Source organism: Undibacterium sp. FW305-107 (genome assembly GCF_058788535.1).
Genome location: NZ_JBYTAV010000002.1, coordinates 340,751 through 366,483 on the forward strand (window position 1 = coordinate 340,751; position 25,733 = coordinate 366,483).

General features: G+C 50.1%; 21 protein-coding genes, 1 tRNA gene and 1 pseudogene. 20 read left to right on the forward strand and 3 right to left on the reverse strand.

What is annotated here, in order from left to right:
• Nucleotides 1-206: 206 nt before the first annotated feature.
• Entirely contained in the window at nucleotides 207-1,739 is a 1,533-nt protein-coding gene (locus AC3WQT_RS05665) for an ATP-binding protein (protein WP_492702823.1), read from the reverse strand.
• A gap of 208 nt (nucleotides 1,740-1,947) precedes the next feature.
• On the opposite strand from AC3WQT_RS05665, the gene AC3WQT_RS05670 reads away from it, so the two are divergent.
• The gene (locus AC3WQT_RS05670) at nucleotides 1,948-2,337 is read left to right on the forward strand and encodes a VOC family protein (RefSeq protein WP_492702824.1); all 390 of its coding nucleotides are present in this window, start codon (nucleotides 1,948-1,950) and stop codon (nucleotides 2,335-2,337) included.
• Here the strand turns inward: AC3WQT_RS05670 and AC3WQT_RS05675 are convergent.
• Nucleotides 2,334-2,771, reverse strand: a complete 438-nt coding sequence (locus tag AC3WQT_RS05675) for a hypothetical protein (protein WP_492702825.1) — start codon at nucleotides 2,769-2,771, stop codon at nucleotides 2,334-2,336. The genes AC3WQT_RS05670 and AC3WQT_RS05675 overlap by 4 nt on opposite strands.
• Before the next feature lie 591 nt (nucleotides 2,772-3,362).
• Between AC3WQT_RS05675 and scpB the strand changes: the two genes are divergently transcribed.
• The 14 genes from scpB to AC3WQT_RS05745 all read left to right on the forward strand — a co-directional run bounded on the left by scpB (nucleotide 3,363) and on the right by AC3WQT_RS05745 (nucleotide 20,289).
• On the forward strand, nucleotides 3,363-4,607 hold the full coding sequence (gene scpB, locus AC3WQT_RS05680) for an SMC-Scp complex subunit ScpB (protein ID WP_492702826.1): 1,245 nt from the start codon (nucleotides 3,363-3,365) through the stop codon (nucleotides 4,605-4,607).
• Nucleotides 4,597-6,543: a pseudouridine synthase gene (locus AC3WQT_RS05685; protein ID WP_492703122.1), complete on the forward strand. Its 1,947-nt coding sequence runs from the start codon at nucleotides 4,597-4,599 to the stop codon at nucleotides 6,541-6,543. The genes scpB and AC3WQT_RS05685 overlap by 11 nt, the downstream gene beginning before the upstream one ends.
• Nucleotides 6,544-6,841: 298 nt before the next feature.
• Nucleotides 6,842-7,327 carry a ribosome maturation factor RimP gene (rimP, locus tag AC3WQT_RS05690; protein WP_492702827.1) on the forward strand — a complete coding sequence of 162 codons (486 nt, stop codon included), beginning with the start codon at nucleotides 6,842-6,844 and terminating at the stop codon, nucleotides 7,325-7,327.
• The gene (nusA, locus tag AC3WQT_RS05695; RefSeq protein WP_110253861.1) at nucleotides 7,324-8,883 is read left to right on the forward strand and encodes a transcription termination factor NusA; all 1,560 of its coding nucleotides are present in this window, start codon (nucleotides 7,324-7,326) and stop codon (nucleotides 8,881-8,883) included. The genes rimP and nusA overlap by 4 nt, the downstream gene beginning before the upstream one ends.
• Nucleotides 8,884-8,930: 47 nt before the next feature.
• The gene (gene infB / locus AC3WQT_RS05700; RefSeq protein WP_492702828.1) at nucleotides 8,931-11,840 is read left to right on the forward strand and encodes a translation initiation factor IF-2; all 2,910 of its coding nucleotides are present in this window, start codon (nucleotides 8,931-8,933) and stop codon (nucleotides 11,838-11,840) included.
• A 57-nt stretch (nucleotides 11,841-11,897) separates the two neighbouring features.
• Complete coding sequence (gene rbfA / locus AC3WQT_RS05705) at nucleotides 11,898-12,287, forward strand: 30S ribosome-binding factor RbfA (RefSeq protein WP_492702829.1); 390 nt, start codon at nucleotides 11,898-11,900, stop codon at nucleotides 12,285-12,287.
• A 46-nt stretch (nucleotides 12,288-12,333) separates the two neighbouring features.
• Nucleotides 12,334-13,266: a tRNA pseudouridine(55) synthase TruB gene (gene truB / locus AC3WQT_RS05710; protein WP_492702830.1), complete on the forward strand. Its 933-nt coding sequence runs from the start codon at nucleotides 12,334-12,336 to the stop codon at nucleotides 13,264-13,266.
• A 481-nt stretch (nucleotides 13,267-13,747) separates the two neighbouring features.
• Nucleotides 13,748-15,580 (forward strand): translational GTPase TypA, encoded by a 1,833-nt coding sequence (typA, locus tag AC3WQT_RS05715; protein ID WP_492702831.1) that lies wholly within the window; start codon nucleotides 13,748-13,750, stop codon nucleotides 15,578-15,580.
• Nucleotides 15,581-15,701: 121 nt separating this feature from the next.
• Nucleotides 15,702-16,571 (forward strand): DMT family transporter, encoded by an 870-nt coding sequence (locus tag AC3WQT_RS05720; protein WP_492702832.1) that lies wholly within the window; start codon nucleotides 15,702-15,704, stop codon nucleotides 16,569-16,571.
• Nucleotides 16,572-16,674: 103 nt separating this feature from the next.
• Nucleotides 16,675-18,039 carry a prephenate-dependent tRNA uridine(34) hydroxylase TrhP gene (gene trhP, locus AC3WQT_RS05725; protein WP_492702833.1) on the forward strand — a complete coding sequence of 455 codons (1,365 nt, stop codon included), beginning with the start codon at nucleotides 16,675-16,677 and terminating at the stop codon, nucleotides 18,037-18,039.
• 76 nt (nucleotides 18,040-18,115) lie between these two features.
• Entirely contained in the window at nucleotides 18,116-18,946 is an 831-nt protein-coding gene (locus tag AC3WQT_RS05730) for an amidohydrolase family protein (protein WP_492702834.1), read from the forward strand.
• A 30-nt stretch (nucleotides 18,947-18,976) separates the two neighbouring features.
• Nucleotides 18,977-19,306: a DUF1294 domain-containing protein gene (locus AC3WQT_RS05735; protein WP_492702835.1), complete on the forward strand. Its 330-nt coding sequence runs from the start codon at nucleotides 18,977-18,979 to the stop codon at nucleotides 19,304-19,306.
• Nucleotides 19,307-19,395: 89 nt separating this feature from the next.
• A complete protein-coding gene (locus tag AC3WQT_RS05740) occupies nucleotides 19,396-19,827 on the forward strand; it encodes a GNAT family N-acetyltransferase (protein ID WP_492702836.1) in 432 nt (143 codons plus the stop codon).
• Between the two features lie 72 nt (nucleotides 19,828-19,899).
• A complete protein-coding gene (locus tag AC3WQT_RS05745) occupies nucleotides 19,900-20,289 on the forward strand; it encodes a cupin domain-containing protein (RefSeq protein WP_492702837.1) in 390 nt (129 codons plus the stop codon).
• A gap of 266 nt (nucleotides 20,290-20,555) precedes the next feature.
• On the opposite strand, the gene AC3WQT_RS05750 is transcribed toward AC3WQT_RS05745, so the two are convergent.
• A complete protein-coding gene (locus AC3WQT_RS05750) occupies nucleotides 20,556-21,020 on the reverse strand; it encodes a DUF2846 domain-containing protein (RefSeq protein ID WP_492702838.1) in 465 nt (154 codons plus the stop codon).
• A gap of 507 nt (nucleotides 21,021-21,527) precedes the next feature.
• Between AC3WQT_RS05750 and dusA the strand changes: the two genes are divergently transcribed.
• The 5 genes and pseudogenes from dusA to AC3WQT_RS05775 all read left to right on the forward strand — a co-directional run.
• The gene (dusA, locus tag AC3WQT_RS05755; RefSeq protein ID WP_492702839.1) at nucleotides 21,528-22,529 is read left to right on the forward strand and encodes a tRNA dihydrouridine(20/20a) synthase DusA; all 1,002 of its coding nucleotides are present in this window, start codon (nucleotides 21,528-21,530) and stop codon (nucleotides 22,527-22,529) included.
• Nucleotides 22,530-22,783: 254 nt separating this feature from the next.
• On the forward strand, nucleotides 22,784-23,311 hold the full coding sequence (locus tag AC3WQT_RS05760) for a hypothetical protein (protein ID WP_492702840.1): 528 nt from the start codon (nucleotides 22,784-22,786) through the stop codon (nucleotides 23,309-23,311).
• 167 nt (nucleotides 23,312-23,478) lie between these two features.
• A tRNA-His gene (locus AC3WQT_RS05765) sits at nucleotides 23,479-23,554 on the forward strand.
• Between the two features lie 687 nt (nucleotides 23,555-24,241).
• Nucleotides 24,242-25,054: a Crp/Fnr family transcriptional regulator gene (locus AC3WQT_RS05770; protein WP_492702841.1), complete on the forward strand. Its 813-nt coding sequence runs from the start codon at nucleotides 24,242-24,244 to the stop codon at nucleotides 25,052-25,054.
• 136 nt (nucleotides 25,055-25,190) lie between these two features.
• Nucleotides 25,191-25,622, forward strand: a pseudogene (locus AC3WQT_RS05775) (CHASE3 domain-containing protein); the annotation flags it as partial.
• Between the last annotated feature and the right edge of the window lie 111 nt (nucleotides 25,623-25,733).

The following is a 25,733-nucleotide window of genomic DNA, read 5'->3' on the forward strand; positions in this document are numbered from 1 at the left end:
GTCTGTCTGGCAGCGAACGTATAGGCAAATGAGCTTGATTTGATACAAGAGACAATCAAGTAAGGCATGTTCATCGATTTTCTTGCGAAAAATTCGGTAACCGTTTCGTGGACTGCATTCAATGAGTGGAATGCGATGGATAAGGTATGAGGATGTTCTTTTGGTAAAGAGGCCGGTAAGTCAATGAAATATCTGTGCCTGCGCTCTCAGCCAAGAACCTCACTTTGCAAGCCCGACGGCAAAACAACCCTGAATGTAGTCCCGCTGCCCACTATGCTTTCCACCTCTATCTTCCCATTCAAAACCCCGCACACAATATTGTGCACGATATACAGACCCAGGCCGGAGCTGCCAGCACCTAGTTTGCTGGTGAAAAATGGGTCGAAGATGCGTTGTAGATTGTGGGGTGGTATGCCTATGCCATCGTCTGTGATGCTGATTTCTGCGTTGCTGTCCGCCTTGTAGTGGGCGGTGATGTGGATGCTGCCTTTGTCCTTGCCCTCGAATGCATGCGCGAGGCAGTTGCTGAGCAGGCTTTGCAGGGCCTGGCCTAGCAGGGCGGGCAGGCTGTTTATTTGCATGTGGTCGGCAATGTCGCACGTCAGTTGTATGGATTGCTGCCTCATTGGTGTGCTGAATGTCTGGCTGATTTCTGTGATGAGTTCTGCGACTGAAAATTCTTGCCTGTCAGCGGTGGTGTGGTCAACCGCGATTTGTTTGAAGCTGCTGACCAGGTCGGCAGCACGCTGGAGATTGCGTTGCAGGATGAGGCTGGCTTCGCTGGCGTCGGCCATGTATTTTTCCAGGGTGCTACGTTTTAGTCCCTGGGCATAGGTGGTGGAAAAGTCGTTGGTGCGTTCTGCCAGTGTGCTGGCGACTATCAGGCCATTTCCTATGGGGGTGTTGAGTTCATGGGCGATGCCTGCCACTAAAGAGCCCAGGGCGGCGAGCTTGTCGCGTCTGAGTAATTCTGCCTGGGTCAGGCTGAGGGTGTTGAGGGTACAGGCGAGCTCGGCATTGGTTTTGCTGAGTTCAAGATTAGTGATTTCTGCGCGGTTTTTTGCGACCACCAGTTCTGCCGTACGTGCTGCGACCAGCTCTTCAAGGTGGTCGCGATGTCTGGCAAGTTCACGCTCTTTGCGGTTGCGTTCTATGGCGATGCCGGCCAGATGAGTGGCAACGTCAATGAGTTTCAAATCATCCGGCCCCGGGGTGCGCACTTCGCGGTAATACATGGCAAAGGTGCCGAGCAACATGTCTTTGTTAAGGAAGATGGGGGTAGACCAGCAAGCCCTGAATCCATGCGGGGCGACGAAGGCCTTGTATGGCTCCCATAATGGATCGCTCAGGATGTCGCTGACGACGACCATTTCTTTGCGGTACATGGCTGTACCACATGAGCCGACGGTGGGGCCAATTTCAAAACCGTCCAGGGCTTGCATGTATTCTGCTGGCAGGCTGGGGCCAGCACCATTGCGTATATGTATGCCATCGTCATCGAGCAGCAGCACAGAACAATACACGCCTTGCGACTGTGATTCTATCAATAGCATCAGGTGGGACAAAATGTCTTTTAATGCCGCACCTTTGGCGATCATTTCCAGCGACTGGTTTTGTCCCTTGCGCAGGGTTTCTGCCAGTTGCGTTTTGTCGCCATCATTGCTGTTGATGATGGCAGCCGATGTGCCCTCAAAAGGATTTTTGAGTGTTTGCATGCATGCTGCCATAGTCTGGTTCATACATCCATTCCTGGTCAGGTGGTTTGGTGCGCTACGCTTTACTCTAAGCCGATTGTGTACTTATTGCAAGTTTATGGGGCCGGTTTTGTCATCGATTTTGCCAGATTGAAATAGGATAATTTCCCTTGCGAGGCACATTTAGTTAAAAATGAGTAAAATGAAAACTATTGTTGCAAAGTTGGTATTTAGCTTAGCAAGGAGAGCTGCCATGAGTATTGAGCTGGATCACACGATAGTCCCTTCGCATGACAAGCTAGCTTCGGCAAAGCAACTGGCTGATTTGCTGGGCGTGCCCTGGGCACCAACGGCTTTGGGGCCATTTGCGCCGGTGTTTGTGAATGAGGGCTTGACGCTGGATTTTATCCAGACAGATGAAGATTTCCCAGTCTATCACTTTTGCTTTCGGGTCAGCCAGCAGCAGTTTGATGAAATACTGGGGCGTATCAAGGCTGCTGGCATCCTTTATCGCAGTTCTGTGCGCGGTCCTATGGATATGCAAATTAATACCGATTATGGCGGGAATATGATTTACTGGAATGAGCCTGATGGGCACCAGTGGGAAATGTTGACGGTGAGTTATGCGCGGCAGTCGGATTAAGGTTTGATCGCGAAAGAAAATCGATATCCTTCAAAGAAGCGGAATGCGGCATCGCTGACCTCAGTCAGATCGACTTCGATGTCGTCGATTGGTGCTGCTGCATCGTTTTGCCCATGTGCCCACGCATCAAAGCAATCTACATTTGCGCCTTGGTGTATCAGGGTGCGTATGTTTGCCGCAATTTGACGCGTTGCTTCAATGGTGTCGTCATCTTCTTGAAACCACGCTTCCGGTTCGCTAAAGCCGAGTTCTATGCTGTCGCCAGATAAATGCCTGAAGTTGCAACTGCAGCCAGCATTTGAGGCAAGGAACCATTTATTTTCAAAGTTCAGATATTTCTCCTCTGGGATGCCAGGTAGTTTTTTCACAAACTGAAGCAGCTCATTGTTGGCAAGAGACAGGTCATTGTCAGAGTTGGTGCTTAATATAGTCATGAAACACATGGGGCGTAGCCAGTTTTATTGAAAATCACATGGTAATTGTTTCATAAATCTTATTTAATATCATTAATTTAAATGCAATTTAATCTTTGCTTTACTTAAATCGCATGCGAACTTGCCCAGATTTTCCCGTGCAAACTTCCCAAATGCGTGGTAATCTCGCGCACTTGCAGTCGTATGCAGGATGTTGTTGGAAGGCTTGTGGTTGGCTTTCCGGGTTTGGTGCAGATTTTGTGGTGTGCGCAGCTAATGCGTGATATTCACCCCGTTGCAGACAGAATTATTGAGAACAGCCACGTTACAGCGTGGCTTTTTTATTGGTTGTTGACGATATTTTTTGATCGTCTGCTAATTTCTGGACTACAATCCAGTGTCTACTAATTTTAGGGATTGTGCGCTGCTAAGTTCTTTGCGCGCTCCATGCAGTCCCAGCCGCCCGCATGAAGGGCGTTGCTACCAGGTTGGTGGCAACAAATTTAATACAAAACTGGTGTGAGTAATGGCAAAGATGGTAACTGGCGTATCAGTTGCCTTGCTGCATGACATCAATTAAAAAACAAATAAACCCGTGTACTTTAATATTGCATGAATACTGCTGAGGCAAAGCGAGTCCTCGAAACAGCCTTGTTATGCGCGCCTGAGCCGCTGACAGTCAATACCATGAAAAAGCTGTTCCAGGATGCGGATGATCAAGGTGATGTGGTCGGCGCAGATACCATCAAACTGATGCTGGAAGGCTTGCGCCAGGACTGGTCTGACAAGGGCATAGAGCTGGTAGCTTTGTCGACAGGCTGGCGCTTTCAGAGCAAGCCAGAAATGCGCGCCTATATCGACAGGTTGAACCCGGAAAAACCACCAAAGTATTCAAGAGCGACGCTGGAAACCCTGGCGATTATTGCTTATCGCCAACCAGTAACACGCGGCGACATAGAAGAAATTCGTGGTGTGACCGTAGCATCGCAGATGATCAAGACCCTGGAAGACCGTGGCTGGATAGAAACCATAGGCCACCGGGATGTGCCAGGACGGCCTTCATTGTTTGCTACGACGAAGCAATTTCTGGATGACCTTGGTTTGTCTTCGCTGGACCAGTTGCCACCTTTGCAGCAAGTGAAGCGGGATGCTGAAGAAGATGAGGTTCCTGAATTGGCTGCTCTTGGTGGTGGTATGTTTGCTGCTGTTGAGGCGGATGCGTTGGTAGCAGAGCCTGTAGCTGATGGCGAATCTGTGCCTGAGCAAATTGCGGATGTTGAGTTGCCTGGAGTGGATGCTGATCAGACTGAGTTGGTGGCATTGGCGGATTCAACCGAGGAGCTTGCGCAAGAGTCAGTGGACACTGGCGAGATGCTTGCAGGTGCTGAATCAGAGTCATTAGCGCAAGAAATTCAAGAAGAGCAAGATTCACAAGATGCGCAGGAGCAACAGCAGGTCGAGACCGTACAAGGTACGGAAATTGCATCTGAGCAAGAATCGCAAGAGACTGCTAGCTTTAGCGTAGATCCAGATGTCGTGACTGTTGATGTTGTGGCAGACAGTGTGCCAGATCAATTATCTGAGATTGATGAGGCGACAGATCTTGTTGCTGAAGAATTACCTGAGGCTGCAAGCGAAGCAAAAACTGAAGAAGCATCAGAAGAAATAGTAAAAGAAATTACCGAAGATATAAGCGAAGAAGTAATTGAAGAAATAAGTGAGGTTGGGGGAGATTCTCAACCTGTCACGCAATTGAGTGATCAGGTAGCCGATACTGCGGCACCGGATAGTGTACCGGGCGCTGCAGCGAGTCAGTTGCCTCCAATAGAACTGAAGAATGAATCCAATGAATCCTGAAGATGTGAATGCTGACCAAGCTGATGGTGCGGGCGCAAAAGACAATGGCCCTGCTGGTGGTGATGACGCAAAACCGGCAAAGCGCGCTGCGCGTGCCCCGCGTACTGGTGTAAGCCGATCCAAGCCTAAGCAAGAGAATGCAGAGCAATCAGCAGGGGCTGCAGAAGCAGTAGTGACAGCATCAGTCGTTGATGCTGCAGAAACACCAGTTAAAAAAGCACGTGCCCCGCGTGCGCCGCGCGCCCCTAAAGAACCTGGATCAGCGCCACGCGCCAGCCGTAGCAAGGCCAAGGCTGCAGAGGTTGTCGAAAATCCAGTAGTTGTTGTGCCTGAAGCGCCTGTAGTTGCCGAGCCAGTCGTGCGTACAGAGCAAGCAGCCGAGCGCAGCGAACGCCCGCCCCGTACAGAACGTGCGCCAAGGGCAGATCGCGCCGAGCGAACAGAGCGTGGTGAAAAAGCAGAGGGCGGTGAGAAAACTGAACGTCCAGTCCGCGCTGATCGTGGTGAGCGTAGCGACCGCGCCGAGCGTCCGGATCGTAGTGAACGTGGCGAGCGCACCGAGCGCGGTGACCGTAATGAGCGTGGTCCGCGTCAAAACGCTGGTCATGCTGGCGCAAATAAATCCAAGCGTCCACAGCAGCAAACTCGCGGCGGCCGTCCGGGTGCTGGCAATAATGCCGATGACGTGTTTTCTTTTGTTACTTCCGAGGCATTTGACTCGGGTGCTGCTGATGATGCCAAAGGCAAGGGCCGTGGCAAACCAGTGCGCCGTGATCTGACTGCAGATGATGATGCGCCTAAATTGCATAAAGTATTGGCTGAAGCTGGCCTGGGTTCACGTCGCGACATGGAAGAGCTGATCGTCGCTGGTCGTGTCTCTGTGAACGGTGAGCCAGCCCATATTGGCCAAAGAATTTTGCCGACTGATCAGGTGCGTATCAATGGCAAGCCCATTATGCGCAAAGTCAGTAAAAAACCACCGCGTGTACTGATTTATCACAAGCCTGCTGGCGAAATCGTCAGTACTAACGATCCTGAAGGCCGTGCATCCGTGTTCGAGAGCTTGCCAACCATGAAAGTCGGCAAGTGGCTGGCAGTTGGTCGTCTGGACTACAACACCGAGGGTTTGTTGCTGTTTACCACATCCGGGGATCTGGCAAACCGCTTGATGCACCCGCGTTACGGTATTGAGCGTGAATACGCTGTGCGTACCCTGGGTGAACTGGAAGAAGGCATGCGTCAGCGTCTGCTGGCGGGTGTTGAACTCGAAGATGGTTTGGCGCAATTCTCCAAAATTACTGATGGCGGTGGTGAGGGTGTTAATAAATGGTATCGCGTCATCATTGGCGAAGGCCGTAACCGTGAAGTGCGCCGTATGTTTGAGGCGGTCGGTTTGACAGTGTCACGCCTGATACGTACCCGTTATGGTGCCATGACCCTGCCTGCCAACCTCAAGCGTGGCCGCTGGGAAGAGCTGGAAGAAGATGCAGTCCGCGCCTTGTTGAAACTGAGTGGGCTGGAAAAAGCCGGCGGTGATAAGCCGACTGCGCCAACCAAGGGTGGCAAGCCATTTGGTAATAAGGCCCCAGGTTTTGGTACCGGCCCGTTTAGTCAGAAGCAAGTTGGTTTCCCTATGTCCAGTGGTCGTGGTGAGCGTGCTGAATATGGTGCGGGTCGTGGCGGCAATGCCAACGGCAATAACGCATATGGCAACAAGGCAGGTGGTAATGCTGGCAATGGACGTAATGGCCCGGGTAATGGTGCTGGTAACAATGCCAACAACGCTAACGGTAAAAAACGTAGCCGTCAGCCAGATCCCTTGCAAACGGCATTGGGTTTCCCTGATGCTGGACAGCGTCGCGGCCCTACATCCCGTGGCAGTGGTCAGGCCATAGGCCAGGGAATTGCAGCGCGCAGGCGCTCACGCGGCGCATAATGTTTTTTGCTTGTTTTAAGCGTTTTGCAGTAGCGGGACGTGTTGAAATTACCTCGTTTTCCATTGCGACGAGGTAATTTATCGTTTATAATCTTGTAGTTAGCAGATTTTGCCTTTATTTGAATTTAAAATCGAGGCGCTACAAAAAAAGATGGGCAGTTGCCCATTTTTTTTTGGTTTTAGCGATTGATATCGTGTTGAGTGAGTTGCGGCGCAACGCTCAATAGCCCGAATCGCCAGGCCTGTAGCGGGTTTTGCCCGGTTTGCAAATCGTCAGTGTGTTTTTCGGAGAATAAGTTTGGCTTTGTTGGATTTGATAGAAAAGACCGTCAACGGTACCGGATATGATCTGGTAGATTTTGAGCAGGCCGAACGCGGCTTGTTCAGGGTCTATATTGATTTTTTGCCGGAAGATCTGGAGCGCGGCAATATCACAGTGGAAGACTGCGAAAAAGTCAGCCACCAGTTATCGCATGTGCTGACAGTAGAAAACGTCAATTACAGCCGCCTGGAGACTTCTTCTCCTGGCCTCGACAGGCCACTCAAAAAAATCGCTGACTATGTGCGCTTTGCTGGTGAGAAAGCCAATGTGAAATTACGTATGCCCATGCCGGGCACGCCAAATCGCAAAACTTTCGAAGGTGTCTTGCACGAACCTGAAGGTGAAAATCTGAAGCTGGAATTTGAAGTAAAAGATGGGTCGGCCATGCTGGAGTTTACGCTCGCCGATGTGGATAAGGCACGCCTCGTGCCGCAAGTGGATTTTAGGAGTCGCAAAGCATGAGTCGTGATTTGTTGTTATTGGTGGATGTGCTGGCGCGTGAAAAGAACGTCGATGAAGAGGTTGTTTTCGGATCGCTGGAGCATGCTTTGGCGCAAGCGACAAAAAAACGTTTTCCCGGTGAAGTCGATATTCGCGTAGAAATCGACCGTGATACTGGTGAATTCAGGTCTTTCCGCCGCTGGCACGTGGTGCCGGATGAGGCAGGCCTGCAATTGCCAGATCAGGAAATCCTGCATTTTGAAGCAGTGGAAGATGATCCTGAAATTCAGGTTGATGATTACATCGAAGAAGAAATTGAATCGGTCGATTTTGGCCGTCGTTTTGCGCAAGATACCAAGCAAGTCGTCTTGCAACGTATCCGTGATGCAGAACGTGAACAGATCCTGGCTGACTTCCTGGAGCGTGGTGATTCCCTGGTAACGGGTACCATCAAGCGCATGGAGCGTGGCGAAGCCGTGGTTGAGTCCGGCAAGATTGAAGCGCGTTTGCCACGTGATCAGATGATCCCCAAAGAAAATCTGCGTGTTGGTGACCGTGTGCGTGCTTATATCTTGCGTATCGATCGCAATGCACGTGGCCCGCAAGTTATTTTGTCGCGTACAGCGCCAGAATTCATCATGAAACTGTTTGAACTGGAAGTCCCAGAAATCGAACAAGGTTCTTTGGTGATCAAGTCTGCCGCACGTGACCCTGGTGTGCGTGCAAAAATTGCTGTGTACACCGCTGACAAACGTATTGATCCTATCGGCACTTGTGTCGGTATGCGTGGTTCACGCGTACAGGCTGTCACTGGCGAGCTGGGTGGTGAGCGTGTTGATATCGTGCTGTGGTCAGAAGATCCGGCGCAATTCGTTATCGGCGCACTGGCACCAGCCAATGTTTCATCCATCATGGTGGATGAAGAAAAACACGGCATGGACGTGGTAGTGGATGAGGAAAACCTGGCAATTGCTATCGGCCGCAGCGGACAAAACGTTCGCCTGGCAGCTGAATTGACAGGCTGGCAAATCAATATCATGACTGCTGAAGAGTCTGCGAATAAAGCCGAGCAAGAAACTGCCGGTATCCGCAGCCTGTTCATGGAAAAACTCGACGTTGACCAGGAAGTCGCTGACATTCTGGTGGACGAAGGTTTTTCCAGCCTGGAAGAAATCGCTTACGTACCTATCAGCGAAATGCTGGAAATCGAAGCCTTCGATGAAGATACCGTCAATGAGTTGCGTAACCGCGCTCGTGACGCTTTGTTGACAGAAGCAATTGCTTCTGAAGAGGGCCTCGAAGGTATGGAAGATGAATTAGTCAATCTCGAAGGTATGACCCGCGTGACGGCAGGTAAGCTGGGTTTGGCTGGTATCAAGACCCTGGCGGCTTTCGCTGGATTGGCTTATGACGAATTTGGCGCGATTCTGGCATTGTCTGCCGACCGCACACGTCAATTAATTAAAGATGCATTTGAAGATGTGACCGATGATGAGATGAAACTCATCGACGCTAAATATGATGATCAGGCCAAGGCTTTGTTAGCCAAAGCCTGGAAACTCGTAGAAGCTAAGTAATTCACGGGTTTCAATCTCATAACGCGCACATAGAAAAAGAGGACTGAATGGCGAGTAACAATGTAGCCCAATTTGCCACCGAGCTAACGATGTCAGCAGATTTGCTGCTCACGCAATTGCGTGCAGCGGGCGTCAGTAAGAGCTCGACGTCAGATTCGCTGACAAAGGAAGACAAAGATAAGCTCCTGGAGCATCTGCGTCGTTCCCACGGCGTTTCTGCGGACACCGAAAAGAAGAAAATTACCTTGACTCGTAAGGAAACGACCGAGATCAAGCAAGCCGATGCGACTGGGAAGTCTCGTACCATTCAGGTTGAAGTTCGTAAAAAACGTACCTTCGTTAAACGTGATGATGCTCCAGCGGATGAAGCGCAGGCTCCTGCACCGGTACTGGATGCAGCAGAACAGGCTCGCCTTGATGAAGAAGCGCGCCACGAAGCAGAGCTGATTGCACGCCAGGAAGCTGAGTTGCTTGAAAAACAAGAGCGTCTGGCCAAGCTGGAAGCTGAAAAAGAAGCCCAGGCGCAAGCCATGCGTGAAGCTGAGTTGGCAGAAGCTGCTAAAGCAGAGGCTGAAAAAGCCAGGGCGGAGCAAGCCGCTGCTGCTGCCAAAGCGCTCAATGCCAGCGCTAATACCAAGCCTGCTGATGCCAAACCTGCAGAGGTAAAACCTGTGCCGGCTGCTCAAACTGCTCAAGCTGCCGCTGACGAAGACAAAAAACGTATCGAAGCAGAAGATGCGAAGAAAAAAGCGGTAGCCGACGCTAAAGAAGCGACTGAGCGTGCTGCTGCTACTGAAAAAGCCAGAAAAGCTGTGGCTGATGAAGTTGCGCAAATCAAAGAAATGATGAACGCGGCACGTCGCCCGGCCAAAGCACCGGAGCCTGCTCCGGTAGTAGCCCCCAAGGTTGCTGAAGGTACTTTGCACAAGCCTGCTGATAAAAAAGTGGCTGAGAAAAAGCCTGGTGCTGCAGTAGAGAAAAAAGACGAGAAAAAACCAGCTGTTGGCGACAAGAAGGCAATCAAATCTGCCAATGTGTCCTCCACCTGGCAAGAAGACGCAGCCAAGAAACGTGGCGGCGGTCTGAAAACACGTGGTGATACCTCCGGTGGCCGTGATGGCTGGAAGGGCGGTCCTAAAGGTCGTCGCAATAGTCATCATGATGACCGCGAAAGCAACTTCCAGGTGCCGGTAGAGGCCATCGTTAAAGATGTGTTTGTGCCTGAAACCCTGACCGTTGCTGAGCTGGCGCACAAGATGGCAGTCAAGGCATCCGAAGTCATCAAGCATTTGATGAAACTGGGCCAGATGTGCACGATCAATCAGGTACTTGATCAGGAAACAGCAATGATCCTGGTTGAAGAGATGGGTCATAAAGCCTTTGCTGCAAAACTGGATGATCCTGAAGCGATGCTGACGGACACCACAGAGCACGGTGAATATGAGTCCTTCCCGCGTGCACCTGTGGTTACTGTCATGGGTCACGTTGATCATGGTAAAACATCCCTGCTGGATTACATCCGTCGCGCCAAAGTCGCGTCTGGTGAAGCCGGTGGCATTACACAGCATATCGGTGCTTATCACGTAGAAACACCACGTGGCATGATCACCTTCCTTGATACACCAGGCCATGAAGCGTTTACTGCGATGCGTGCCCGTGGTGCCAAGGCGACGGATATTGTTATTCTGGTGGTGGCAGCAGATGACGGCGTCATGCCGCAAACCAAGGAAGCGATTGCCCATGCGAAAGCAGCTGGCGTGCCTCTGGTGGTTGCTATCAATAAAATTGATAAGCCGGGTGCCAATGCAGACCGCGTGACACAAGAGTTGATCGCTGAAAGCGTTGTGCCTGAAGAATACGGTGGTGATTCGCCATTCGTGCAAGTATCTGCGAAAACTGGTCTGGGTATTGATTCCCTGCTGGAAAACGTGCTGTTGCAAGCTGAAGTGCTGGAATTGAAAGCGCCGAAAGATGCACCTGCCAAGGGCCTGGTAGTTGAGGCGCGTCTGGATAAAGGTCGCGGTACTGTTGCCACTATCCTGGTGCAGTCCGGTACCTTGAAACGTGGTGACGTGGTTCTGGCTGGTTCAGCCTATGGACGTGTCCGTGCGATGCTGGATGAAAATGGCGCGAATATCTCCGAAGCTGGCCCGTCCATCCCGGTAGAGATTCAAGGTCTGACAGAAGTGCCGTCTGCTGGTGAAGAAGTCATGGTCATGGCTGATGAGCGTAAAGCGCGTGAAATCGCCTTGTTCCGTCAAGGTAAATTCCGTGACGTCAAACTGGCGAAACAGCAAGCTGCCAAGCTCGAAAACATGTTCGAAAACATGGGCGAAGGCGAAGTCAAGAACTTGCCTATCATCGTCAAGACCGACGTACAAGGTTCGCAAGAAGCGCTGGTGCAATCCCTGGTCAAATTGTCGACCAGCGAAGTGCGTGTACAGGTTGTGCATGCAGCAGTTGGTGGTATTTCCGAATCCGACGTCAACTTGGCGGTCGCGTCCAAGGCTGTCATCATCGGCTTTAACACCCGTGCTGATGCGTCTGCCCGTAAATTGGCAGAGTCTAACGGCGTTGACATCCGCTACTACAACATCATTTACGATGCGGTAGATGAAGTTAAAGCAGCTTTGTCCGGCATGTTGGCTCCAGAGAAGCGCGAACAAATCATTGGTATGGTCGAGATTCGTCAAGTCTTCGTGGTCAGCAAAGTTGGCGCGATTGCAGGCTGCCTGGTTACTGATGGCATGGTCAAGCGTACATCTTCTGTCCGTTTGCTGCGCAACAACGTGGTTACCTGGACAGGCGAGCTGGATTCGCTCAAGCGTTACAAAGACGATGCAAAAGAAGTCAAAGCCGGTCTGGAATGCGGTCTTTCACTGAAAGGCTACAACGAGATTCAGGTTGGCGATCAGCTTGAAATATTTGAAGTACAAGAGATAGCACGTACTCTGTAACTCAAGATAACCCCGGACTAGTTCCGGGGTTGTGGTTTATGGAGATGTAAGAAAATTATGGCAAAACATAGCAAAAATATCCCAGGTCGTGGCCTGCGTGTAGCAGACCAGATTCAAAAAGACCTGGCAGAAATCATCTGGTCTGAATTGAAAGACCCGCGTGTAGGCATGATCACGCTGACTGAAGTACAGTTGACCCCTGATTATGCCCATGCAAAAGTGTATTTCACGACACTGGTGGACGATCCTGTGGCCGTCAAAAATACTGTTGAAGCCCTGGTCAAGGCATCCGGCTTCCTGCGCAATCAACTGGGTTTGCGTCTGCGCATCCATACCTTGCCGCAACTGCATTTCGTGCATGACACATCTACCATCCGTGGCATGGCCATGTCGAAACTGATCGATGAAGCCAATGCCACCCGCGCCAAAGACGACGGCGAAGAGTAAATTCTGAACGATACATTGTGCGGCCTGGTGACAGGCTGCTGACAACATGACGACTCCGCAGATTAAAAGAAAGCGCGTGCCTGTGCACGGTGTATTGCTATTGGATAAGCCAGTTGGTTTTTCCAGTAATGATGCGCTGATCAAAGCCAAGCGCTTTTTAAATGCCGCCAAAGCCGGACATACTGGCACGCTTGATCCATTTGCCACTGGCCTATTGCCTCTGTGCTTTGGTGAAGCCACCAAGTTTTCCCAGGATTTGCTCGAAGCTGACAAGACCTATACTACGGTAGTGCACCTTGGCATCACGACCACAACTGGTGACACTGAAGGTGAAGTGCTGGAAGAAAAGCCGGTAGCAGTCAGCCTGGAGCAAATTCAGCATGCTTTACGGCAATTCACTGGCTCCATACAGCAAGTGCCGCCCATGTATTCAGCGCTCAAGCGAGATGGCAAGCCCCTGTATGAATACGCACGTGCCGGTATCACACTGGAACGCGAAGCGCGCAGTGTCATCATTCATGAGCTGGAACTGCTGGCTTATGAAGCGCCTTTCCTGAACTTGAAGGTGAAATGTAGCAAGGGCACCTATGTGCGTGTGCTGGGTGAAGACATAGGTGCGGCATTGGGCTGTGGTGCGCATTTGAAGGAATTGCGACGTATTGGTGTCGGCCATCTGGTGTTGGAGAAATCCATTACCCTGGAGTATCTTGAAAGCTTGCCAGAGCCAGAACGCCTGGCGTTGCTGGACCCGGTTGATGCCTTATTGTCCAGCTTTGCCCCGGTTTACCTGACCGATGAGCTGTCCCGCCGCTTCCTGCATGGGCAGCGTCTGCCATTAAATAAAGAAGAAGTCGTTTTACCCATTGAAACTGGCCGCGTTCGCGTCTATCGTGAATCGGACGGGCAGTTGCTGGGTTCTGCCCAGTTACAGGAATACGGCATACTCGCGCCCGAGCGCCTGATTGCCACTGAACACTAGGGTGTGTTGATATATCTTTTAGACAAAGCGTTCCCCTCATATCGCGGGCTGGCAATGTGATGGAGCAGGGATTGCGGGCGGCATGCTGCCCGCCTGCGCAACGATGTGCGCCTACCAGCGCACATGCGCCCTGCATGGGCGGTGCAGTCAGGGCTGGTGCCCCTGACAAGACGCAGAATCTTGCAAACCCTGCAGTCCAGCGTGCGATATGGGGAGAACCCGGAGGGAATGGGTCAGAAACCTCGCCTGGCGTTGTTGTGCGTCGCTCACTTGGCTCGCCAGGCAGCGCTCCGTACGCCTAGCCAGACAAGGTTTCTCACCCATTCGTTTGACTGAAAGATATGTCAGCACACGCTGATTGTGTCATCGCGCGGTAGCAACTCCTTGAAATAATAGGAGTTTTTCTACTTTTGCGCTGCAGCATGTTATAATCGCAGGTTATCCGATTTACCTCATAGATTTACCCAATAAGAACGCTATCATGTCTACTTCAAAACGCGCTATTCGTAACATCGCCATTATCGCTCACGTCGATCACGGCAAAACCACTCTGGTTGACCAGTTATTGCGTCAGTCCGGTACTTTCCGCGACAACCAGCAGGTTGATGCCCGTGTTATGGATTCGAATGATATCGAAAAAGAGCGCGGTATCACTATTTTGTCCAAGAACTGTGCTGTTGAATACAAAGGTACACACATCAACATCGTCGATACGCCAGGCCATGCTGACTTTGGTGGTGAAGTAGAACGTGTTTTGTCCATGGTGGACAGCGTTTTGTTGCTGGTTGATGCGCAAGAAGGCCCAATGCCGCAAACGCGTTTCGTTACGCGTAAAGCGCTGGCTCTGGGTTTGAAACCTATCGTTGTCGTCAACAAGATTGACCGTGAAAACGCTGATCCACAAAAAGCCGTTAATGCGACTTTTGAATTGTTCGACAAACTCGGCGCAACCGATGAGCAACTCGATTTCCCTATCGTCTACGCATCCGGCTTCAAAGGCTATGCAGGTCTGGAAGACTCCGTGCGCGAAGGTAATATGGAACCATTGTTTGACGCTATCCTGGAACACGTTCCTGCGCGTGAAGATGATCCAGATGGTCCTCTGCAATTGCAAATCACTTCTCTGGAATACTCTTCTTACGTTGGTAAAATCGGCGTTGGCCGTATCCTGCGTGGCCGCGTCAAGGCATTGCAAGACGTAGTCTGGATGAATGGTCCAGAAGACAAGCCAACCAAGGCACGTATCAATCAAGTATTGACATTCAAAGGCCTGGACCGCGTTCTTGTTGATGAAGCGCTGGCTGGTGACATCGTCCTGATCAACGGTATCGAAGAAATCGGTATCGGCTCCACCATCTGCGCACCGGACACGCCTGAAGGCTTGCCGATGTTGAAGATTGATGAACCAACTCTGACCATGAACTTCATGGTTAACAGTTCTCCATTGGCTGGCCGTGAAGGCAAGTTCGTGACGACACGCCAAATCCGTGACCGTCTGGAACGTGAATTGAAATCCAACATGGCTTTGCGCGTTGTGCAGGCTGAAGGTGATGATTCTACGTATGAAGTTTCTGGTCGTGGTGAGTTGCATCTGACCATCCTGATCGAAAACATGCGTCGTGAAGGTTTTGAGCTGGCAGTATCCCGTCCGCGCGTTGTTTTCAAAATGGTTGGTGACGTACGTCATGAGCCATATGAAAACCTGACAGTCGATGTCGAAGAAGCCAACCAGGGTGGCGTCATGGAAGAGCTGGGTCGTCGTCGTGGCGATCTGCAAAACATGGAACCGGACGGCAAAGGTCGTGTCCGTCTGGAATACCGTATTCCAGCACGTGGCCTGATCGGCTTCCAGGGTGAATTCATGACTTTGACACGCGGTACAGGCTTGATGAGCCATGTGTTTGATGAATACGCACCAGTCGACAACTCCAAAGGTGAACTCGGTGGCCGTCGTAACGGCGTACTGATTTCCCAGGATGATGGTGCAGCAGTTGCCTACGCTATCTGGAAATTGCAAGACCGTGGCCGTATGTTCGTCAGCCACAATGACCCAGTATATGAAGGCATGATCATTGGTATCCATTCCCGTGACAATGACCTGGTTGTGAACCCGATCAAGGGTAAGCAATTGACCAACGTTCGCTCTTCCGGTACGGATGAAGCGGTGCGTCTGGTTCCACCTATCCAGTTGAACCTGGAATACGCGGTTGAGTTTATTGACGATGATGAACTGGTGGAAGTGACACCTAAGAGCATTCGTCTGCGCAAGCGTTTCCTGAAAGAGCACGAACGTAAAAAGGCATCACGCGAATAAGCTGATTTCCTTTGACTGGTGCGGCTGGTAATTTTGCCGCACGAAGATCAACCCGTTTTGCTCTAGCCAGTCTGGCCAGGGTCAAACGGGTTTTTTTATTTGGATCCATATGCAAAATAAAATGTCTCACCGCAAAGCGGTGATGCTGATGATTTGCGCTGCTACTTTGTGGAGTATTGCCGGTGTATTTACCCGTCACCTCGAAGTTGCGCGTGATTTTGAAGTTACTTTCTGGCGCAGCTTTTTTGCTGCAGTCTTTATTGCTGGCGTCATGGTGCGGCAATACAAGTGGGCCTTCATCCCGCGCCTTAAATTGCTTGGTAAGATAGGCTTTCTGTCTGGTTGTATGTGGGCCACCATGTATAGCTGCTTCATGATCGCACTGACCATGACGACAGTCGCCAACACTTCCATCATGGAAAGCCTGTCGCCTTTGTTCACGGCATTGCTGGCCTGGCTGGTCTTGCACCAGCGCATACCAGCACGTACCTGGTGGGCGATTGCAGCAGCCTGCGTAGGCATGGGCTGGATGTTTGTCGGCAGCATTTCTGAAGTGGATGAGCGCGGTTTGATTGGTATGCTCATCGCCTTTGGCATACCCTTGGCGGCTTCGGCCAACGTCATCATTCTCAAAAAGGGCGGCCATGCGGTTGATTTGGTGCCTGCGGTGTTTTTGGGAGGTACTATTTCTGCGCTGATGATGCTGCCATTTGCCTGGCCTTTTCATGCCTCGCTGCATGATATTGGCATCCTGGCGATACTCGGTTTCTTTCAATTGGGTTTGCCTTGCATGCTCATGGTCAGGGCATCGAATAGCCTGACTGCTCCGGAGATTGCCTTGCTGTCTCTGCTTGAAGTTTTGCTGGCGCCGATCTGGGCCTGGCTAGGGGCAGGCGAGGTGCCAGCTACTGCCAGTATCTATGGTGGCATAGTCGTACTGGTTGCGCTGGTGTTTAATGAGTTGACTGCCATGCGCAGCAATGATGCCTGACTATGCATGGTTGATGTACATCAAATAATGGGTAGGTAAATTTTACCTGACTGCTAGCATGGCACTAAAATCGCGGACATTTTTCTTTTCGGATTTTCTTGCCATGCTCAAAGCCCCAGAACTTCTCTTGCCCGCCGGTTCGCTGGAAAAAATGCATGCCGCTTTCGACTTTGGTGCCGATGCGGTATATGCAGGCCAGCCACGCTATAGCCTGCGTGCCCGCAATAATGAATTTTCTACTCTTGATGTATTGCAGCAGGGCATAGATGGTGCTCATGCGCGTGGCAAGTTGTTCTTCGTCGCCAGTAATATCTTCCCGCACAATAGCAAGCTCAAAACCTATCTGCGCGATATGGAGCCGGTCATCAACATGAAGCCGGATGCGCTTATCATGGCCGACCCTGGTCTGATCATGATGGTCCGTGAGAAGTGGCCAGAGGTGCCTGTGCATTTGTCAGTGCAAGCCAATGCCGTGAATTGGGCGGATGTAAAATTCTGGAAAAAAATGGGTCTGACACGCGTCATTCTCTCGCGTGAATTATCGCTCGATGAAATAGAAGAAATTCGCCAGCAATGCCCGGAAATGGAGCTGGAAGTTTTTGTTCATGGTGCCTTGTGTATCGCCTATTCAGGGCGTTGCCTGTTGTCCGGCTATTTCAATCACCGCGATCCCAACCAGGGCACGTGTACCAATTCTTGTCGCTGGGATTACAAGGTCGAAAACGCCACCGAAAATGAAACTGGCGACCTGGCACGCATCCCGGTCGAGAGTATCCAGTTCAATTATCAGCAGGCGCTGGAAGAAGCCAATCAGTCTTTCTCTGCCATGGGCGATATGCCACGTCACCCGCTCGCTGACCGACCTTATCTGATAGAAGAGGGCGGTAAACCTGGTCAGTTCATGCCCATACTCGAAGACGAACATGGTACCTATATCATGAACTCCAAAGATTTGCGTGCCGTTGAGCATGTCGAACGCCTGGCAAAAATCGGTATTGATTCACTGAAGGTCGAAGGGCGCACCAAGTCCTTGTACTATGTTGCCCGCACTGCCCAAACCTACAGGTGTGCGATAGATGATGCTGTCGCTGGTCGCCCGTTTAACACTGACTTGCTGGGCCAGTTGAATGGTCTCGCCAACCGCGGTTATACCGATGGCTTTTATCAGCGCCACCATACGCAAGAACACCAAAATTACATGGAAGGTGTATCAAAGGCGCACCGCAGCCAGTATGTGGGGCAAGTCTTGCAAGTGACAGATGGTTGGGCAGAAGTCGAAGTCAAAAACCGTTTCGCTGTTGGCGATGAGATAGAAATCATTTCACCGAATGGCAATGAAATGATTAGACTCACCGAGATGCGTAATGCTGAAAATCAGCCCCTGAATATCATAGGTGGGGCAGGGCACAAGGTGCGTATTCCACTGGATGCCAGGCATGAAAAAGCCTTGATAGCCAGGATGTTGTAATCAGGGAGTTGACGCTTCCTTCATAGGGTGTATTCTTGATTCAAAGGGATATCAAATTTGGCACTGGAGCATGGCTATGAAAAGGCAACTACAGAGTTTCTTATTGACCTGCTCCTTGGTCATGATGTCGGCTGGTGCGGCAGCAGCAGAACCTTTGCCCATATTCGATGCCCACATGCATTACAACACCGAAGCGCGCAGCACCTGGTCGCCGCAGCGTGTTATTGCCTTGTGGCGTCAGCTTGGCATACGTGCCGTGTTGGCGACCAGTCGCCCGAATGATGGTACGCTGGATTTGATTGCGCAAAATGCGCCTGACATCAAGATCGTCCCTTTCCTGCGCCCCTACAGAGTGCAGCCTGACAGACATGACTGGTTTGCCAATCCAGAGATAGAGCGCTTCGTTGAAAAAGAACTGCAGCGCGGCATCTATCGCGGCATTGGTGAATTCCATATATTTGGCAAGGATGCTGATGCACCCTATATGGCAAAAATTGCCAGGCTGGCCAGGGCGCGTGACCTGTGGCTGCATGCGCATTCCGATGAAGATGCCATAGAACGTATTTTGCATCACGCACCCGGTGTAAAACTGATCTGGGCACATACTGGCATGAGTACTTCGCTCGATAAAGTCGAGGTCATGTTTGCGCAATATCCAAACCTGCTAGGTGAATTATCTTTTCGCTCCGATCTTGAGCAAAACGGCAGCCTGAGTCCGCAATGGAAGCGCCTGTTTTTGCGTTACCCCGACAGATTCGTGCTAGGCACTGATACCTGGGTGACTTCGCGCTGGGATGATGTACCGCAGTTGATAGCCTTTTATCGTCGTATGCTAAGCGAGTTGCCAACAGATGTTGCAGAGCGCATTGCGTATAAGAATGGACTGGCGATGTTTGGTCTGCAATAATCCGGGCTCTTTCATCCCCCGCGCGATGGCATGGATTTTTTTGATCAAATTGCAGAAGTCTTATCCTCAGGACATGCCGACCAGAAACTGCAACTGCTGGGCTTGGTTATCATCTATGTCGCCATGAGCATCATCACCCTGATCATGTATGGTCTGGATAAGGCGGCGGCACGCAAACGTGAGTCAAGGATCTCCGAACGTAGCTTATTATTGTGTGGTCTGGCTTGTGGCTGGCCAGGCGCTGTCCTGGCGCAAAAAATATTTCGCCACAAGACCATCAAGCCCTCTTTCCGGCTGGCATTTGCCGGTACGGTCATTTTGAATTGCCTCGCAATTGGCATGCTTTTATTCTGCTCATAAGCTCACTTGAACTTATTGATGTAATATTGTCTAATTACTAAAGATATTATTGCAAGATGCCGATATGTAGATATGTCAGCGAGGACAAGATGATGGATTTGAAATGGGTCACTGTGCAAGATGGAATCGATTGGCAGGCGCTGTCCGAGCTATACAGGATTGCTCCACTTGGCAATAAACCCGCAAAAAATCTGGAAATCGTGTTTTCCAACAGCATGTATAAATGCTTTGTGTATGCCGGTGATCAATTGGTGGGTGTCGGCCGCGCCCTGGCAGATGGCCTTGATTGCTCATATATCTGTGATATCGCTATCCATCCTGAGTTTCAGGGCATCAAGCTGGGTAAGGCTATTGTGGATCACTTGGTGGAGAAATCGCAGGGTCATAAGAAAATCATCTTGTATGCCAATCCTGGCAAGGAAGGTTTTTATCAAAAGCTGGGTTTCCACCCCATGAAGACGGCCATGGCTATTTTTGCAGACCATGCGCAAGCAGTGACTTCAGGCATTATTACTGAGTAAATCAGCTGATAGTTATTGGTCAGCAATACCAAATATTTTTGCAGAAAATCCATATTTTTAAGGAGGCTAAACATGAAAATAGAACCTCAAAAAACCTATGTCGCATTAGCTGCCGATGGTATGGCGACCGTACTGACCGAGGGCCCGGCGTTCTGGAACTTGCCTGAGTCAGATATTGAGGCTTTTGGCAAGCACTGGCTGATCAGTGAATTCAGTTGCGAAGCTGACTGGCCCACTTGGGAAATGCATCCACGCGCTGATGAATTCGTGTATTTGTTATCGGGACTTGCTGATTTCTTGATTGAGGTGGATGATGCCGTTCAGCATATACATATGAAAGCAGGGGAGGCGGTACTGGTACCCAAGGGGCGGTGGCATACGGCAAAAATTTTTGCGCCTAGCCGCATGCTATTTATGACGCGCGGTGAAGGTACGCAGCACAAGCCTGTGATTAAAGCCTGATTAAAGTGATTAGCAGTTTGGTTTATTTACTGTTGATCTAATTGGTAGAGTTCAGGATTGTGATTCCTGTTGTCGTGGGCCGGACCCATCACTGCCTCCCAGAAGGGGGGGGCGGGCATTATGGTCGATGAGGAAGGCGAGCGGATGATCTGGCCTGTGTTGCACAGATGCGGTGTCGTGAGACGCCGCATATCAGGATATTTAAATCCACTGCGGCGTCAAGCTCAACTTTCAGGTCGGGCGTTCTGGTTCGTTTGAATCTACAATTATCTTGCTGCGCTACATTTGCCTGGTTTGGCCATTTCTAGCTTGGAGATACTTATTTTACCTTGCTCTTCAGGGATGCTCTCTAACCCTGCGCCACCAACAAAGACACCCAACTTAATGTACTGTCGAATAAAATATTTTTTACCAGCCTCGAACATTAATTCAAGAGTATTTGGTGAAAACTCAGATTCTGTATCGACTTTATGTTTTTTCCCGCCCTCGACTTCCGTATAAAAAAATACATCTGGCGCACTCTCGCCTATGCATTTCCCATCAACCCATACGTCTTTTTTCAAAGCCTTGCCAACGAAACTGTCGCGATAAATATAAACGCCAGCATTACCTTGACTAGGCGGATTGAATTCTTTTGCCTTTGATGATTCAGCTTTTGAGGCCATATCCACAGATGCACACCCAGAAATGAGAAGTGTGGTTGCAATTGTGAGAACGGTGATGATCTTCATTGAGTTGTTACCTTGATTGATTGTTGAAAGTTTGAGTTGATGTGCGCGGTAAAGGCGAATTGATGTCCAGCGTTAAGCAGACCAGATCGCAGTCCACAGATTAAATAAAACGGACGCATTGTTAGCGATTCCTGGTCGAGCGTCAAGTTCGACGCTTCATTCGGCCTGTCCTTTTTGAGCTACATATCGTCCCCTTGCAGGGCGCATGTGCGCTTGCAAGCGTACATCGTACGCAGGCGTCAGCATACTGCACGAATTCCCTGCTTTACTCTTGCCAGCCCGTGTTATGAGGCAAACGCATCTCACCCTATTTATGAAATAAGTTCTAATGTTTTTCGAAGAATTGACGAAGGGATCGTGCTTTCTGTTGTCGTGGGGCTGTGCTTGCTTTGAGTGTATTCAAAGGCGATTTTCCCATCACAGGTTACAATACGGCATTGTGAATTGCCGTCTTGTTTTATTGTGAATACAAAAGCACTACCCCCACGCCGCGTATCCGTGGCCCCAATGCTGGATTGGACTGACAGGCATTGCCGCCAGTTCCACCGTCATATTACCCGCAACTCCTGGTTGTACACTGAAATGGTGACGACAGGCTCGCTCTTGCATGGTGATGTACAACGGCATCTGGAATTTAATCCAGGCGAACATCCGGTTGCCCTGCAATTGGGTGGTAGCGAGCTGGTTGACCTGGCGCATGCAGCCAGGCTGGGCGAGCAATGGGGCTATGATGAAATCAACCTGAATTGCGGCTGCCCTTCTGAACGCGTGCAAAAAGGTGCATTTGGTGCCTGCCTGATGGCAGAGCCGCAACTGGTTGCTGATAGTGTCAAGGCGATGAAGGATGTGGTCTCTATCGATGTCACGGTCAAGCACCGAATAGGCATCAATGAAGTGGATTCTTATGAATTCATGCGTGACTTTGTCGGCACCGTTGCTGACGCAGGGTGCAAGACCTTTATCGTCCATGCGCGCAATGCCATACTCAAGGGTTTGTCGCCCAGAGAAAACCGTGAAATCCCGCCGCTGAAGTATGACTATGCCTATCGCCTGAAAAAAGAATTTCCAGAGTTGGAAATCATCCTGAACGGTGGCATCAAAACCCTGGAAGACATGGACTTGCATCTGCAACATGTCGATGGTGTCATGATAGGGCGTGAGGCATATCACAATCCCTATTTCATGGCCAGCTTCGATGAGCGATATTATGGCGATACCACTCCGGTGAAGAGCAGGGAAGAAATTTTGCAGCAGATGATTCCCTACATCTATCATCAACTGGAATTGTATGGCAATGGTGGCAAAGGCTTGCGCCTGAATACCGTCATTCGTCATATGCTGGGCTTGATGATGGGTCTGGTGGGCGCGCGCGTGTTCCGTCAGATACTGTCTGATAGCAAGAGACTCGCTTCCGGCAAGCCTGAATTATTACTGGAAGCGGCCCTTGCCATGCAAAGCGTTACTGCATTTGACAGAAGCCAGGACACGCAAGCCTCTATTGCAGTGTAGCAAGTAGTGGATTTGTGTGGATCACTCAAGTCTGATACATGAGCTAATTTGTAAATCAAACGCGAGTATTCGTAAGAATTTGTAATACATCATTGAGTTGGGTTCTTGTCGGAATATATTGCTTATGTTTCATTGCACGCTCCTTCAACTCACTACCTCAGTGAGATTTCGCCTACGCATTCATATGCGTGGGCTTTTTTATGCCTGGTGTCATGCTCAGTGCCTGGGCTTGTGTCTTTTTAGGCAGGAATGATATGCACTCCATTAACTTGCGCAACATCGTCTTTTCCGCTTGTTTTACCCTGTTTACCTCCCTCTCATATGCAACACCAGTCATGGAAGTACGTCTGGACAGTTTGCTGGCCAAAGCAGGGGAGTTAAAGAAGGAGCTGAACCTGAATGCCAATCAGCAAGTGCTATGGCAGCAGACCGAGAGCAAATTGTCGACCATGCTACATCAGCGCGATGTACGCAGGAACCGTATGCAAGCAGAACTGGAGTTGCGCCTGGAGCAAAATAATATCGAATTGCGTGACCTGAACCCGCAAATTGAGCAAGAAGAGCAAACCACCGTGCAAGAAAATAAGCAAATGCGCGAACTGGTACTGACCTTGAACGACGCGCTGGATGATAGGCAACGCCAGGCTCTGCAAATGTTTGTCAATGCATCCTTGCGCACCACGGTAGACGCGCCTAAAGCCAAACGCCCCGATAATGGTGAAGCGCCGCAACGTAAAAGCGGCATGGGTAGGCAGCGTGAGGGCGGCAGCAGCAAATTCTGATGAATCAGTTATGCTGGGTGTGGGCGGTAAGGCAGGTAGCAGAGGCTGTGTTGGCATAAGTTAAATGGGCCTGCGCCTGATTGCCCAAGAATGCTATTGCCAGCAAGCCAAATTCCTCGTATAATGCGTAGCTCTCTTGCACTGCAATATTAGTGCGCGATACAGTGGTGGCCGTAGCTCAGTTGGTAGAGTCCAGGATTGTGATTCCTGTTGTCGTGGGTTCGAACCCCATCGGTCACCCCAGAATTTCACTAAGTAAATCAACTGCTTAGTATAAAAAGCCTAGTCTAAACACTAGGCTTTTTTGTTTTTTCTGGAATTTGATTTTCCGGTTTGTTCTTTACTCTGTGGAATGTAATTTTTCCTGTGGATAGTCATGTATTCAGTTGCTAATTCTCTCATTGCTATTACACGTTTCCCTAGGCTGTGGCGATTCTTGATTTTGATATAACTCGAATATTTAAATGTAATTTAGTGTGTGCACCTGATATATACCTGCTACTCTGTGAATAGTAACTCTGCTGTTCAAAACGGAAATGCTTTTTTGCAATTCTGATCAGCCATGTCTTGCAAAATCTTTTACTCTCAGGAGTGTCGGAAGCGATCTGATGAGGTCGTGTGAGCAGTCTTGCTCAAATTAATACCGGATTTGTTGTTGTATGTGCGCCAGCGTACATAGTTATAATTTGAAAACAGCGATAGTGGCGTTATCGAGATGCGACCAGTGCTTGAGATTCCTGATTGCGCATTCAATAAATTAAGCAGGCCAGACTGTTTAATTTTCTCTGCATTATTTTCTACGTGTTTGATATCGAGCAGATGCTTTAAGTATGGGTACCTTTTAGAAAAGGCGCGCAAGGCATGCTGAGCAGATTTTCTGGGTAGATGTGGTGTCTTTTACTTCGCTCTAAAATTATGCGGAAATTCGATATGGATAGTCAGATAGACCCGAATCAAAACCATTTGCTGGCAGCATTATTGGATACAGAATTTGATCGCCTGGCACCCCATCTGGAACTGGTTTCCATGTTGCTTGGTGATGTTTTATATGAGTCGGGTGGCAAGTTGCAGTATGTGTATTTCCCGGTGACGGCGATTGTTTCACTGCATTATTTGCTGGAAAACGGCGGTTCCTCAGAAATTGCCGGTGTCGGTAATGAAGGTCTGGTCGGTATTTCCCTGTTCATGGGCGGCGATACCACACCCAGCCGTGCGATAGTGCAGACAGGTGGCTTTGGTTATCGTCTTAAGGCCCATATCTTGCTGGAAGAATTTAACCGTGCCGGGCCGGTGTTGCGGCTTTTGTTGCGCTATACCCAGGCATTGATTACTCAAATGTCACAAACGGCAGTATGTAATCGCCACCATTCGGTCGAACAGCAGCTTTGTCGCTGGCTCTTGTTGACGCTGGATCGCATGAAGAGCAATGATCTGACCATCACCCAGGAGTTGATCGCCAATATGCTGGGTGTGCGGCGCGAAGGAGTAACCGAAGCGGCAGGTAAATTACAAAACTATGGCTTTATCAGTTATCGGCGTGGGCATATCACTGTCGTTGACAGAGGCGGGCTGGAAGAGCATGTGTGCGAATGTTATGGCGTAGTCAAAAAAGAGTTTGCCCGCCTGCTGTCGGATGTTTTGCAGCGTCAGGGGAAAGCCATGTCTGTCGCGCCTGCCGCAATTGTCAGGAAAACTGGCTATGTACAGGGCGGCGTACAGAGCAACACACAGAGCAGCATATAAAGCAACATGGGTTTGTAAATGCTGGTCTGAATTTCGAAATTTACTGAAGGTTTGCTGTGAATGAAAATATATGAAGGCAATCTCGGTAGAGCGTCTGACCTTAATCGGCTTTGGTATCACCTTGCTGGCCTTGTTGATGATAGGTGGTATTGCCTGGAATATCGCGGTACCTTTTGATGCAGTCAAGTCTATAGATCATACCCGCAAGGTGATAGATGACCTCAGCGAATTGAGTGTCAAACTGTCTGAGGCGGAGAACGGGCAAAAAGCATATTTCCTGACCAAAGAAGATCGTTTCATCAGCCAGCGTAACAGCCGGCTCAAAGACATGGCGATAGTCGTCCAGCATTTGCATGCTTTGACACTGGATAATCCCCAGCAGCAGGCACGCATACAGCAATTGCAAAAAGCTGTTGATGAGAGGCTGGTTATCATGCACGAAAGCCAGAAGCAATTTGATGTTTCTGGCTTTAACGCTGCCCGGGTCTTGTTTAATGCGGGCTTGCTGGCATCTGCCAAGGTGCAAAATATTTTGACTGAAGCGATTGTCGACGAGCAGGTGTTGCTCGATGAGCGTAAATTAAAAGCAGCATTCCGCATCAAACTGGTGGTAGGCAGCGTTGGGTTTTTACTGGTATTTTTATTGCTATGGGCTTTACAGATACGTCGCGCCACATTG